General features: G+C 49.2%; 13 protein-coding genes and 1 pseudogene. 11 read left to right on the forward strand and 3 right to left on the reverse strand.

What is annotated here, in order from left to right:
• The 9 genes and pseudogenes from ON064_RS12695 to ON064_RS12735 form a co-directional block, all read left to right on the forward strand.
• Positions 1 to 466 (forward strand): annotated as a pseudogene (locus ON064_RS12695) (phosphoglucosamine mutase); the annotation flags it as partial.
• A 741-nt stretch (positions 467 to 1,207) separates the two neighbouring features.
• Positions 1,208 to 1,462 (forward strand): hypothetical protein, encoded by a 255-nt coding sequence (locus ON064_RS12700; RefSeq protein ID WP_274625052.1) that lies wholly within the window; start codon positions 1,208 to 1,210, stop codon positions 1,460 to 1,462.
• Between the two features lie 387 nt (positions 1,463 to 1,849).
• Positions 1,850 to 3,652: a glutamine--fructose-6-phosphate transaminase (isomerizing) gene (gene glmS / locus ON064_RS12705; RefSeq protein WP_274625053.1), complete on the forward strand. Its 1,803-nt coding sequence runs from the start codon at positions 1,850 to 1,852 to the stop codon at positions 3,650 to 3,652.
• Between the two features lie 175 nt (positions 3,653 to 3,827).
• Positions 3,828 to 4,388, forward strand: coding sequence for an NADPH-dependent FMN reductase (locus ON064_RS12710; protein WP_274625054.1), 561 nt, complete (start codon positions 3,828 to 3,830; stop codon positions 4,386 to 4,388).
• Positions 4,389 to 4,589: 201 nt separating this feature from the next.
• On the forward strand, positions 4,590 to 5,456 hold the full coding sequence (locus ON064_RS12715; protein ID WP_274625062.1) for a YitT family protein: 867 nt from the start codon (positions 4,590 to 4,592) through the stop codon (positions 5,454 to 5,456).
• Positions 5,457 to 5,475: 19 nt separating this feature from the next.
• The gene (locus tag ON064_RS12720) at positions 5,476 to 5,853 is read left to right on the forward strand and encodes a VOC family protein (protein WP_274625055.1); all 378 of its coding nucleotides are present in this window, start codon (positions 5,476 to 5,478) and stop codon (positions 5,851 to 5,853) included.
• Positions 5,850 to 6,272: a GNAT family N-acetyltransferase gene (locus tag ON064_RS12725; RefSeq protein ID WP_121300658.1), complete on the forward strand. Its 423-nt coding sequence runs from the start codon at positions 5,850 to 5,852 to the stop codon at positions 6,270 to 6,272. The genes ON064_RS12720 and ON064_RS12725 overlap by 4 nt, the downstream gene beginning before the upstream one ends.
• A gap of 150 nt (positions 6,273 to 6,422) precedes the next feature.
• A complete protein-coding gene (locus ON064_RS12730; RefSeq protein WP_068459767.1) occupies positions 6,423 to 6,752 on the forward strand; it encodes a PadR family transcriptional regulator in 330 nt (109 codons plus the stop codon).
• A 1-nt stretch (position 6,753) separates the two neighbouring features.
• Positions 6,754 to 7,512, forward strand: coding sequence for a DUF1129 family protein (locus ON064_RS12735; protein WP_274625056.1), 759 nt, complete (start codon positions 6,754 to 6,756; stop codon positions 7,510 to 7,512).
• Positions 7,513 to 7,520: 8 nt separating this feature from the next.
• Here ON064_RS12735 and ON064_RS12740 read toward each other — a convergent pair whose 3' ends face one another.
• The 3 genes from ON064_RS12740 to ON064_RS12750 all read right to left on the reverse strand — a co-directional run bounded on the left by ON064_RS12740 (position 7,521) and on the right by ON064_RS12750 (position 11,155).
• Positions 7,521 to 8,567: a hemolysin family protein gene (locus ON064_RS12740; protein WP_274625057.1), complete on the reverse strand. Its 1,047-nt coding sequence runs from the start codon at positions 8,565 to 8,567 to the stop codon at positions 7,521 to 7,523.
• A gap of 175 nt (positions 8,568 to 8,742) precedes the next feature.
• On the reverse strand, positions 8,743 to 9,798 hold the full coding sequence (locus ON064_RS12745; RefSeq protein ID WP_274625058.1) for a hemolysin family protein: 1,056 nt from the start codon (positions 9,796 to 9,798) through the stop codon (positions 8,743 to 8,745).
• Positions 9,799 to 9,832: 34 nt separating this feature from the next.
• On the reverse strand, positions 9,833 to 11,155 hold the full coding sequence (locus ON064_RS12750) for a hemolysin family protein (RefSeq protein ID WP_274625059.1): 1,323 nt from the start codon (positions 11,153 to 11,155) through the stop codon (positions 9,833 to 9,835).
• 560 nt (positions 11,156 to 11,715) lie between these two features.
• Here ON064_RS12750 and ON064_RS12755 point away from each other — a divergent pair.
• Positions 11,716 to 12,477, forward strand: a complete 762-nt coding sequence (locus ON064_RS12755; RefSeq protein WP_274625060.1) for a TerC family protein — start codon at positions 11,716 to 11,718, stop codon at positions 12,475 to 12,477.
• Positions 12,478 to 12,760: 283 nt separating this feature from the next.
• Positions 12,761 to 14,044, forward strand: a 1,284-nt coding sequence (gene abc-f / locus ON064_RS12760; protein ID WP_274625061.1) for a ribosomal protection-like ABC-F family protein, incomplete at its 3' end; no start/stop codon positions are given.

Consider the following 14,044-nt stretch of genomic DNA (forward strand, 5'->3'; position numbering starts at 1 on the left):
TGAAGAAAACGGCATGAAGAGCGTCAAGACGGCTGTCGGCGATCGCTATGTAGTGGAAGAAATGAAGAAGAATGAATACAATTTGGGCGGCGAACAGTCGGGCCATATCATTTTCCTTGATTACAACACGACAGGCGACGGATTGTTGTCTGGCCTTCAATTGGTGAACATCATGAAAATCACAGGCAAGAAATTGTCTGAGCTGGCGAATGAAATGACGATTTTCCCACAGAAGCTCGTCAACATCCGCGTAACGGACAAGCACGGCGTGACAGATAACGCGCTTGTGGCAGAGAAGATTGCGGAAGTGGAACGCGACATGGACGGCGATGGCCGTGTACTTGTGCGTCCCTCCGGAACCGAGCCATTGGTTCGTGTCATGGTCGAAGCGCCATCTGCAGAAGCGTGCGAAGAGTACGTGGAGCGGATTGCGGCGGTTGTACGCGAAGAAATGGGCATGAAATAAATAAGCGAGAGGCCGGAGCGGATGCTCTGGCCTTTTTTTGTTGAAAAAGTGGAGAGGGAGATTCTGCTCCAGGGAGGACGCTTTCCGGAGGGCTCGCATTGAGCCGCTTCGATCGCTGCGCGCTCTGCAGGGTCTCAATTGTCTCGCTAATCCTCCCGGAGTCGCCTCCCTTCCGCTCCATCTCTAAGTGTAGTACGGAAATCAAATTCAACTGTCACTGAAATTAGCATGAATAGTTTTAGCCAATTTTGTAATTACATAAAGAGTAGCTAGTTAACCATCTTTTCCACTATCAACTCTAGCTAGGCCTCTTCTTACAGATGAAAGAATCAACGGCCATAACGCCACACTCACACATCCCACTAAGCATCGACAACCAGTGGATGCAATAAAAGAAGCTGAAGCTCAGTCGCTCAAAGCAATCAATGAAATCTAATAGCCGAACCGCTCACAGGGGCGAGCCGGAGCAATGAGACAAGTGTTCTTCTTGGCTTATTGCGGGAGGCATGCCCCAAGCGGGAGGTGACTACTTCACGAAGAAAAGATGAATGAACAATCCATTTCACTCTCAAATCCAGCTAAGCATCTCCAACAACGGATGCATCCAATCAACAGCGATACTTTCTCGCACGCAATATCAATGAAATTTCAAAGCCGAACCGCGCACACGGGCGAGCCGAAGCAATGAGACAATTGTTCTTCTTGGCTTATTGCGGGAGGCATGCCCAAAGCGGGAGGCGTTTGCTTCGCGATGAAAAGATCAATGATGAATTCTTCTCAGCCGCTTGTCCAACTAGCGCCACGAGATTGTCATTAGCTGAAACCTTTATGGCTATTTATCGTCATTTCAAGGGGCTGCACCGTCAAAAGTTTACCAAGGAATTCAAAAAGATAGGTTTTGGGATTTTTGGCACAGATACGCAATGGAAAGCTAGCATGCTTGCTCTCACGGCTTTTCGTTCGGCCTGTCAGTTGTTTGGAGCTGAAAATAGTTAGAAAACATGAGGAGCTATGAACCAGCCGCTGGAAGATGACTGTGCGGATTGTCCTAAGGAAAGTTGTGCGTTGATTGACGGAATTGTATGGAGCGGTTATGATAAGGAGGTCGGTTTAACGCCGATGCAAAAGGGGGATAGAGGTAAGTGCGAAGGAAACCAATTATAGCGCCTGTACTGAAGAACTCGGACGGACCAGTCAGTCTTCAGTAGACGAGGAGGAGGAGTATCGAGATTTCGGCGGATACCTCCCGGCCGCGAAGCCCGGTCGTTATGTGCAAGCTTAAAACAGTCGAGTAATCGATTGGACAACCAGCTTGCACGGGCTCACAACAAAGCGTTTGCGAACGCTTATTTTGACATTTAGAAAATTGGAGGAATATAAATTATGTGTGGAATTGTCGGATATATTGGAGAACAGGATTCAAAAGAGATTTTATTGAAAGGCTTGGAGCGTCTGGAGTACCGTGGCTATGATTCAGCGGGGATTGCAGTGCGCAACGGCGAAGGCATCAAAGTATTCAAGGAAAAAGGGCGCATTGCGGATCTGCGCGGAGTAGTGGAAGACGATGTGACAGGAAACACAGGAATCGGGCACACACGCTGGGCAACGCACGGCAAGCCAAGCAAAGTCAACGCTCACCCGCATCAGAATACATCAGACCGCTTCACAATCGTTCATAACGGCGTTATCGAGAACTACCACCACATCCAGCGCGACCATTTGGAAGGCGTGGAAATGGAGTCTGATACGGATACGGAGATCATCGTGCAATTGATCGGCAAATTCGTTGAAGAAGGCATGACGACACAAGAAGCGTTCAGCAAGGCTTTGAAATTGATGAAAGGCTCGTACGCGATCGCTTTGCTTGATGCAGAAGAAGAGCAGACAATCTACGTAGCGAAAAACAAGAGCCCGCTTCTTGTCGGACTTGGCGAAAACTTCAATGTCATCGCATCTGATGCAATGGCGATGTTGCAAGTGACAGACCAGTTCGTTGAATTGATGGACAAAGAAGTTGTCATCGTAAAAAAAGAAAGCGTGCAGATCTTGACGCTCGACGGCGAAGAAGTAGCACGCGACCCGTTCACAGCAGAAATCGACATGAGCGATATCGATAAAGGCACATATCCGCATTACATGCTGAAAGAAATCGATGAGCAGCCAGCGGTTATGCGCAAAATCATCCAAGCTTACCAAGACGAGAACGATCAATTGACGATCGACTCCGGGATTTTGGACGCTTTGGAATCTGCAGACCGTCTGTACATCATTGCTGCAGGCACGAGCTACCATGCTGGCTTGATCGGCAAAGAATACTTGGAGAAAATGGCAGGCATTCCAGTAGAAGTGCACGTAGCGAGCGAGTTCGGCTACAACATGCCGCTTCTTTCTGAAAACCCGTTGTTCATCTTCATTTCCCAGTCCGGCGAAACAGCGGACAGCCGCCAAGTATTGGTGCGCATTAAAGAATTGGGCCATCCATCACTGACGGTGACAAACGTGGCAGGCTCTACGCTTTCACGTGAAGCGGACCATACGCTATTGTTGCATGCAGGCCCTGAAATTGCGGTAGCATCGACAAAAGCATACACAGCACAGTTGGCTGTACTTTCGATCTTGGCAGCAGTGACGGCAGAACGCCGCGGCCGTGATATCGGCTTCGATTTAGTCCAGGAAATGGGCATCGTGGCGAACGCCGTGCAAGCACAAGTCGATATGAAAGAAGAACTTGAACAAATCGCAACGGATTTCCTTTCGACTACACGCAATTGCTTCTTCATCGGTCGTTTGATGGATTATTTCGTCGGTCTTGAAGGCGCATTGAAACTGAAAGAAATCTCTTATATCCAAGCAGAAGGCTTTGCTGGCGGGGAACTTAAGCACGGCACGATCGCATTGATCGAAGAAGGCACACCGGTCATCGCGCTTGCGACGCAAGAATCCGTCAACTTGAACATCCGCGGAAATGTTAAAGAAGTAGCTGCACGCGGCGCCAATACGTGCATCATTTCCATGGAAGGCTTGAACGAAGAAGGCGACAGCCATGTCTTGCCGAAAGTCCATGAATTGTTGACACCGCTTGTATCGGTCATCCCGCTTCAGTTGATCAGCTATTATGCTGCTCTTCACCGCGATTGCGATGTCGACAAGCCGCGTAACTTGGCAAAATCCGTAACAGTTGAATAAGCAATGAGCGAACTCCCGCATCCGTGCGGGGGTTCTTTTATTTCCTGGGAAATATGAAATTTTCAATAATTAGTTTGAATATTCGTTCTTTTTATTGAAAAGAAATGATTTATCTCCTATGATGAAAGGGCATCGAGATCTGCATACATGCGGTCATCATAAAGGAGGCAGAGTTATGGCGAAAATTGGCATCATTACCGGCAGCACACGTCCTGGGCGCAATAGTTTGCAAGTGGCGGAATGGGTGAAAGGCATCGCCGACCAACGCGGCGACGCGGATTACGAACTCGTGGATTTGGCTGAATACAATTTGCCGATGTATGCAGAGCCGGTTTCTGCGGCGTATAGCCAGGATTATCAAACGCCTGAAGCGATCCCGTGGGCGAAAAAGATTGCGGAGTTGGACGGTTATGTATTCATTTGCCCAGAGTATAACCGTGGCGTTACGTCAGCGTTGAAGAATGCCATCGATTATTTGTATATCGAATGGAACAATAAGGCGGCAGGCATTGTCAGCTACGGATCGGCAGGCGGCGTCCGGGCAGCGGAATCCTTGCGCATCATACTGGCAGAACTGCAAGTGGCTACGGTCCGGGTCCATCCCGCCATGTCCTTGTTTACGGATTTCGTGAAAATGGGCGAATTCAAGCCGGCAGCATTCCATGAGAAATCGGTCAACGCCATGCTCGATCAAGTCAATGCGTGGGCGAATGCGCTGGAACCTTTGCGTAAGTGATCAAGGGAATAACAATTTCCATTCTATCCTGGATGAGGGACGCGAACAGCAGCGTCCCCATCCGGGATTTTTTTGTGGAAGAGTTTGGACTCTGAAGCCTGGAAAATATTGAGTTATCGTTTCAACACGAATGGAAGAACGTGTATCATTAAAAAGGACAGCAAAGAGTTTAGCGGGAAAAGAGGAAATCGAGTGGGGACTATGATAGAAAAAAAGACAAGGAAGCGGGCTAAGAAAGTGCTGCGGGCGATTGCGGTTATCATTGGCGGGTTCATTACAGCATATGGATTGGAAGCCGTATTGATTCCGAATAACGTATCGGACGGCGGCGTGACGGGGCTGAGCATCGTCGGTTCCCAGCTGACGGGCATGCAGCTCGGGATTTTGATCGGCTTGCTGAATATCCCGTTCGTCTATCTCGGATACAAACAGATTGGCAAAAGTTTTGCCATCTATTCGGTGATCGGTATTGCCGCGTTGGCATACGGGACGACCATCATGCACCATGTCCCACCGATTGTTGAAGGCGATTCGCTGCTGGTGACAGTAGTCGGGGGCATCATCATCGGTTTCGGCATGGGGCTTGCACTGCGCAATGGCGGCGCGTTGGACGGCATTGATATGCTAGCGGTCTTGCTGTCGCGGAAATTGCCGTTTGGCACGAGTGATTTGATTTTATTCCTGAACTTATTCGTCTTTATCGTCGTATCGACGGTTTTCGGATTGCAGGGCGCGTTCTTGTCGGGGATCGCTTATTTCATTGCTTCCAAAGTGATACATATGGTGGAGGAAGGCTTAAGCGGTTCGAAGACCTATAAGATCATCACGAGTGAACCCGAGAATATGGTCGAGACGATCCGCGACCGCTTGGGGCGCAGTGCTACATACAATTTGGTCAAAGGGGCGTATACCAACGAAGACTATAAGGAAATTACGTGCATCATTAACCGCCTCGAAGATAGCAAGATGAAGGAGATCATTTATGAAATCGACCCGCAGGCCTTTGTGGCGGTGTACGATGTCGCTGAAGTAAAAGGCGGCAATTTCAAGAAGCGCGATATCCATTAATGAAACAGGGGGAGACGATATGATCATCGGATTGCATCACGCACAAATCACCATTCCAAAAGGGGCAGAAGCAGAAGGAAAAGCGTTTTATTGCGAGCTATTGGGCTTGCAGGAAATCGATAAGCCGGAAGCATTGAGAGGGCGCGGCGGCTTTTGGCTCATGGTCGGCCATCAGGAAGTACATGTCGGGACTGAAGACGGCTTTGACCGTTTGGCGACAAAAGCGCATCTCGCGTATCAAGTAGAAGACATACATTATTGGCGCGAGCGGCTGGAAGAAAACGGTGTGGAGATTCTGGAGGCTGTGCCGATTCCGGGATTTGCGCGTTTTGAGTTCCGCGATCCGTTCGGCAACCGGGTGGAAATGATTCAATCCGTGGAGGAGAGCAACCAATGAAAATCATTGCTGGGTCAAATCAACAAGACAGTGAATTCATCAGAAAAAAAGTGATCGAACACAATATGAAAAACTTGCCGGACGAGGTCAAGACACCGGTGGAGCATCTGAATTTTGTGCTGAAAGACGATGACGGGACAATCATGGGCGGCCTCACCGCTACTACGTTCTGGCAGCATTTGCATGTCGACTTTTTGTGGGTGGATGACAGCCTGAGAGGGCAAGGTCAAGGCAGTGCATTGCTTGAGCAGATGGAGCAGGCGGCGAAAGAAAAAGGTTGCCGCTTGATCACGCTCGATACGTTCAGCTTCCAGGCACCTGATTTCTACAAACGAAACGGCTATGAAGTGTTCGGCATGCTTGAAGATCACCCAAAAGGATTCAGCCAGTATTTTCTGCAAAAACGACTAGAGAATTAAAGCACAAGGCCGGCCTGAATGCAGGCTGGTTTTTTCTATGGAAAAAATTTCATTCACTAACTTGTAATGCAAGGGTTTATCGTTTATGATGAATTTATAACACTTGCATTGCAAGGTAGTGGATTGACAAAGAAAGGGCGGATGCTCAAAGTGGCGGATTCTACACAAATGCTTAAAGGGATTTTAGATGGCTGCATCTTGTCGATCATCGAAGAAGGCGAGATTTACGGCTATGAACTGGCCGAAAAGCTGCAGAGCTACGGATTTCAATCATTTAGCGAAGGCAGCATCTATCCGCTGTTATTGCGGATGCAAAAAGAAGGGCTCGTGTCGAGTGTGCAGCGCAAATCGACAGCCGGGCCGAAGCGTAAATATTATTCATTAACGGAAGCGGGACAAGCGGAACTGGAGCAATTTCTCGGGCGCTGGGCTGATTTGAAGCAATCGGTCGATGCGGTCATCACTAAAGGAGGGCAATGATATGCTATCTGCAAAATCTGAACAATTCCTGATCGAACTGCGCATGTATTTGGTGCAGCGGGGAAAAAGCGATGAAGACATCAACGAAGTGGTCGATGAATTGGAAAGCCATTTAATCGAATCGGAGAAACACGGCAAAAGCGTCGAGAGCATCGTCGGAAAAGACCCGAAACAGTATATGAAGAGCATCGGGGCGTCGCTGCCGATCGCGGTGAAAGAATTGATAGTCCTCATTCCGGCGACGGTGCTGGTGATTCTTGCATACTTGGCGTACGTGCCGGCCTTGTCAGGGGATTTTAACTTATCGCAAACGGTGCTATGGGGCATCATTCCCATCATCTTGAGCCTCGCCATCTACAGTTCTCTGATTTTCAAAGTATTGCCGAAGTTTCACGATCAGCCGGTAAAGCTCGGCATGATCGCGGTGGCTGTTTCAACTTTGGTCATCGGCTTCTGGGTGGCATTTTATTTATGGATGGTTCCGGAGTCTACATCGGCGTATTTCACGGCAACGGCTGAACAGAATTACGTGATCCTTGCCGTCTGCCTTGTCGCGTTTATCGCCTATGCGCTGTACACGAAATCGTGGATTACGATTATCGTTGCGGCGTTAATGAGTGTGGGGCCGCTTGCGGAAAAATGGATCCCCAAGGATGTAAATGAAGATCCGGTATACATCGCCATGACTATTGGGATTTTCACCTTGATCGGCATTGCCTTCATCTGGTTGTTGATGCGAAAACGGCATAAAACGGCTTGAGCCATCACTTAAACAGAAGGCTTGTCTTCACTTTGGATGTCGCCGACCAGTTCCTCGAGCAAGTCTTCCAAGGTGATGAGGCCAGCCGTGCCGCCGTATTCATCGAGCACGATGGCTAAATGGTTATGGCTTTTCTGCATTTCCAGGAACACTTCATCAATTTCACGCTTTTCGAATACAAAGTGGGGGGCACGCATAAGTTGTCGGATATCAAAGGCTGACTGCGGCGGGTTTTCCCGATAGCGGAATAGATCCTTGAGGTGGATAGTACCAATCATATGGTCGGTGTCTCCCTGGTAGACCGGGAATTTAGTGTAAGGGTGCAGAGTGACGAGGCGCACGATGTCTTCAAGTGAATCGTCGGCGGAGATGGCGATGACATCTTTCCGGTGAACCATGATGTCTTCAATGGCTTTGTCGTTGAATTCAAACGCACGCGTAATGATGAATTGTTCCATGTCTTCGATGGTGCCTTTTTCCTTGCCGGCTTCGAGCATCAGCCGGATTTCTTCTTCTGTTTCTTCCGGCACGGGTTGATGGGGATCGATGCCAAATAGGCGAATCACTGCATTGGTCGACCAGGAGAGGATGGCGACAAACGGGCGGGTGAGGATCGCGAGCACGCGGAGCGGGTAGATCAGTGCCATCGCAATGGGCTCTGGTTTTTGCAGGGCGAGGCGTTTAGGCACCAATTCGCCGAAGACGAGCGTGAAATAAGATAGCAGCAAGGTGATGAAGATCAGGGACGTGATTTGCACGATACCGGGGGAGACGGGAAGTGCCGTGCCTTGGACATAAAGCGACAATTCATCCGCAAAACTGTCCGCAGCGAAAGCGCTCGCCAAAAAACCTGCGAGCGTAATGCCGATCTGGATCGTTGCGAGGAACTGGCTCGGCTGCGACAGCATAGCGTCGATCAGCCGGGCCTTTTTATTGCCTGACTCGGCCATCTTCTTGATCTTGTAGTCGTTCAATGAAATCAACGCGATTTCAGACGCCGCAAACAAGGCGTTGGCGAAAATCAGTGCAATCAATACTCCAAGTGCCCATCCCATAATGGAAGCCCCCTTGTGATCATCGGTAGTCGAGCCGGTTGAACCTGAAGCAGCCTGGCGAAACGGAGAATTGCGATGGTGCTGATTAGCTCCAGTTTAGCTGAAAAATTTCAATAACCCAATCATATGCAACGAAAAAAAGAGCTGCCGCAGCAACTCTTTTTTTATGGATCAATTAAATGGTGCCGGCTTCGAATGATTCGTCGCTGATTTCGCCGACGATTTCCTCGAGAATGTCTTCCATTGTCACAAGGCCTGCGATGCGCCCGTCTTGTGAGGTGATGACGGCCATATGCGTCCGGTTTTGCTGCATGCTGACGAGCACTTTTTGAATCGGCGTATTTTCCGGGAAGCTCGGCATCAGATGCAGGAACGTTTCCGGTGCCGGGGTTCTGCCGGCTGCCATGCTCGTCAGCAATTCTTTGGTGTTGATGAAGCCGAGCAGGCGGTTGGGGTCTCCGCCTTCCGTCACGGGATAGCGTGTATATTCATGGCCATCGAGTACTTCAAAAAGTTGTTCCTGGGTCAAGGAACTCTCGACCGACACGATTTTCTCTTTCGGGATCATGATGTGCTTGACGATGCGCTCATCGAAATCGAAAATATTTTTCAAATACGTCAATTCGGTCTGGTTGATCTCGCCGCTTTGGTAACTTTCAGCCATGATCAATTTCAATTCCTCTTCGGAATGGGCTTCCGTATGGCCGCTCGGTTCCACTTTGAACAAGCGCAAAAACAAGCGCGCCGAACCGTTCAATAGCCAGATGAAGGGGTTCATGATTTTCCCAAACCAGTAGAGGGGCGGGGCGAGCAATAAAGTCATACGTTCGGCGTATTGGATCGCCAAAGTTTTCGGGGCCAGTTCGCCGATGACAACGTGTAAAAAGGTCACGATGCTGAGGGCGATGGCATAAGATAGCAAGGTGGCGATGGCAGGGGACAAGTTGAATTCCTCAAACAACGGATGCAATAGGCGTTCAACGGTCGGTTCCCCGAGCGCCCCGAGAATCAATGCCGTGATCGTGATGCCCAGCTGGCAAGCAGAGAGGTAATAATCGAGTTTGTCTGCGACTTCTTTGGCGCGCACGGCTTTTTTATTGCCTTCTGAGATCAATTGGTCAATCCGTGACATCCGGACTTTCAAAATAGCGAATTCGGCACCGACAAAAAACGCAGTCGCCAAAATCATTAAAGCTACGAGCAATAAGTTAATTATTATTTGTCCATCCAAGTTGGTTCCCCCAGAATCGGGGGCTCACCTCCAGTTAGTCGATTTGGTCTTGTGATTTTTTCGGTTTTAGCGTAAACAGGACTTGCTTGATCTGCTGATTGTCCATATCGGTGACTGTCCATTCCGTGTTTTTATACGTCAACGGTTCACCGATTTCGATTTCTCCGGTCGTACGGTAATGGATCCAGCCGCCGATTGTGTCGATGTCCTGGCTGTTGTCGAAGTCTACGCCGAAACGCTCTTCGAGTTCTTTCAATAGCACGCGGCCATTCAATACGTATTCGCGGTCTGCAATCTTCTTGATTTCGGGCTCTTCGTCTTCGTCAAATTCGTCGCGGATTTCGCCGACGATTTCTTCGAGGATGTCTTCAAGCGTAAGCATGCCGGCGGTTCCGCCGTATTCATCCGCGACGATCGCAAGGTGGACACGGGCATTCTGCATGCGCAGCAAAGCACCTTGCAAATCCGTCATCTCGAACACGGTCGGCACTTCGCGGACAAAATCATGTAATTTCCAGTCGCGCCCTGCGACGATTTGTGGGAGCATTTTCTTGGCGCTGACAAAACCGATAATCCGGTCCTTGTCGCCGTCTTCTGTGACCGGATAGCGCGTGTAATTATGTTCATCGAGCACATCGATGATTTCTTGAGATGGCATATCGAGGTCGAGCGTTACGAGCTCCGTCCGCGGCACCATGATATCTTTTGCCGAACGTTCATCGAATGTGAAGACATTTTCCATATAAGACAACTCATTTTGATTGATGGCGCCGCCTTCATAGCTTTGCGCCATGACGATTCTCAACTCATCTTCTGAATACGCCTGCTCATGGCCTGGCTGGACGCCGAAAACTCTGAGCAATAGGCGGGCGGCTCCGTTCAATGCCCAAATGAAAGGCTTCATGATTTGGCCGAACCAATACAGTGGGGGAGCTAACAACAGCGACATTCTTTCTGCGTACTCGATGGCGAGTGTTTTCGGCGCCATTTCCCCGAGGACGACGTGCAGATACGTCACCAGTAGGAAAGCGATGGCATAGGAAGCGGCGGATGCGACCGAATCCGACACTTGGAAAAAGTCGAAGATCGGATACATGAGCCGTTCGACGGTCGGTTTCCCGAGCGCACCGAGCCCCAGTGCCGTGACGGTGATGCCAAGTTGGCAGGCAGATAAATAATAATCCAAATTGCTGGCGACTTCTTTGGCGCGCACGGCTTTTTTATTGCCTTCTGCAATGAGCTGGTCCAAGCGCGACATGCGGATTTTGACGACCGCGAATTCAGAACCGACGAAAAAGGCGGTCAAGGCAAGCAATAGTACAAGCAAAGCTAGATTCAATAATGTAATTATGTCCACGTAAGATTCCCTAAAAAGGGATTCACCTCCATAAATAGTCCAGCCGGTGCCTGGGGCTTAATTTCCCGCGGGGCACGGCTGATGTTGATCGAAATGGCCGCTTACGATGACAGGTGAACTCCGTTCGTTGAAATGAGGCGGTCCGCACGGGTGCAACTGTTCATGCAAAACGGTTTAAAGCGGATGATTCGTTTGAGTGCATAAATAAGTTTCGCTATTCCCTTCCCAATGGTTTCCCCTCCTTCAGTGATTAAGAAGTATAATACCATATTAATGACAGGAATCTGCAAAATATTCAGGAGAATAGTGGATAAACAATCCCGAAATTTGGCGATATTATGTAGTAGCTTTTTTCATTTTTTGTGCTATACTTTTTTTAACAACTCAATAGACCTTGACATCACGTCAAAGGGGAGTAGCTATGGGGAAACCTATTTCACAGTCGTCATTACATGGACCCGTTCCATCGGTTGTGATAGCAAAATTATTTTGCTTAGCAAGACCTTTGCCTTCTATAGGCAGAGGTCTTTTTTGTTGCCAAAAATAAGGAGGTTTTTCAGTTGGAAGCAATTTTATTGGAGTATTTATGGGTGCTGCTCGTCTTAGTGGCACTTGAAGGTTTGCTTGCTGCTGACAATGCCGTCGTCATGGCGGTCATGGTCAAGCACTTGCCGAAAGCGCAACAAAAGAAAGCTTTGTTCTACGGGTTACTCGGGGCGTTCGTGTTCCGTTTTGCGGCCTTATTCATGATTACTTTGCTCGTCGATGTCTGGCAGATCCAGGCACTCGGTGCAGCGTATCTCTTGTTCATCGCATTTAAGCATATTTACGATCAGCGAAAAGGCAAAGAACATACCATTGAACCTGAAAAGACAAAAGGTTCTGGCTTCTGGATGACCGTGTTGAAAGTTGAACTTGCGGACATCGCGTTCGCGGTCGACTCGATGCTCGCAGCGGTGGCGCTTGCAATCACTTTACCGCATCTTGGCTCGATGGAAATCGGCGGCATCAACGGCGGGCAGTTCGCCGTCATGTTGACTGGTGGTTTGGTCGGACTTGTCATCATGCGTTTCGCGGCGCATAAATTTGTTAAACTCTTGGCGAATTACCCGCAACTTGAAACGACAGCGTTCGTCATCGTCGGCTGGGTCGGCGTGAAATTGACCGTGTTGACGCTTGGACACGAAGGCGTCGGCATCTTGCCGTACGATTTCGCTCACTCGACAGAATGGAAATTGATCTTCTGGGGCGTCCTTCTTGCCATCGTGGCAGTCGGTGCACTTGTCAGCGTCAAGAAAAAGCGCGAGCAAAGCGCTGCGTAATTCCGGCTGGCCCGGTTGCAAGCAAAGTTCCTGCATGATAAAATCAACTCAATTCTGAAATGAAACGAGTTGATGGGTGGACAATGCGTAACTAACCTATATTTTTAGTCATTTGAAATAGTTATTTTTCGAAGGCAAAAACATAGGATTAGTCTGCCCATTTCATCCATTAGGTGTTGCAGTTTATTCGGCATACCCAAAATGTACTGGCTAATCCTTCCAAATTTAGATTTGGGAGGATTTTTTTAATTCTCCCTGTCAAAACGAGAAGGGGTGGTTCTGCATGACAGAACTAATGAAATTACTAGATGTTTCGGTGGAAATTGAACAACAACCATTATTCGAGGACGTGACTGCGAATATCATGAGCGGCGACCGCATCGGCATCATTGGGAAAAACGGCGCCGGAAAAACGACGCTTTTGCGGCTGATTGCTGGAGACATCACACCGGCCAGTGGACAGTTGATTCAAGGCGCGCCAGACACGAGCGTGCGGGCAGTCGAACAGGAATTGCCGGATTACGCTTTTGAAGACGTGACAAAAGCGGAACAAGCGCTATTGAACAGGTGGAAAGTGCCGCTCCGCGATTTTGCCCAATTGAGCGGGGGCGAAAAACTAAAGGCGAGGCTCGCGAAAGGTTTGGCACAGCCAGCGGATCTTTTGCTATTGGATGAGCCGACCAATCATCTGGACGCACAAGGCACAGAATATTTGCTGCGCGAATTAAACGCTTATCCAGGCGCCATCGCGATTGTCTCGCACGACCGCTATTTCCTCGATCACATCGCAACGAAGATCTGGTCGATCGAAAACAGCAAGGTCCACAGCCATAACGGCAATTACAGCGAGTATATGGAATTCCGCGAACGCAAGCGTATAAGCCAGCAGCACGCCTATGATACACAACAAAAACGCATCGACCGGATCGAAAGCCAGATGAAGCAACTATCTGCATGGTCTGAATCGGCACATGCCAATTCCACCAAGCAGGAGGGTTTCAAGGAATATTACCGGGTCAAAGCAAAAAGTATGGACGCGCAAGTGAAATCAAAGCAAAAGCGCCTGGAGAAGGAATTGGCGAACGAGGCGGTCGACGCTGTCGAACCGGAATACGAGGTGGACTTCGCGTTCCGCGCCAATCCGAAAGCCGGGAAACGCTTTTTGGAAGTAAAGAAGCTAGAGAAATCGTTTGGCGACGCACCGTTATTCAAAAACGCTTCGTTCACGGTTCAGCACGGGGAGAAAATCGCGGTCGTCGGCGCAAATGGCAGCGGCAAGACGACGTTTTTGAAAATGCTAGCGGGCGAAGAGCCGGTAAGCGTAGGGGAGCTATGGCTATCGCCTTCTGCCTCTATCGGATATTTGACGCAAGACGTCTTTGATTTGCCGCTCGACCGGACGCCTGCCGAATTATTTGAGCAATTCACGTTCAAAGAGCGGGGGCGTGTGCAGAATCTATTGAAGCATTTAGGTTTCCGTAAAGAGCAATGGCTGGAGCCGATTCGTGAGATGAGCATGGGCGAGCGGGTCAAATGCAAATTGATGAAGTTCATCTTGGAAGATAAA

The sequence above is a fragment of the Planococcus sp. A6 genome, from assembly GCF_028823615.1.
GTDB lineage: Bacteria > Bacillota > Bacilli > Bacillales_A > Planococcaceae > Planococcus.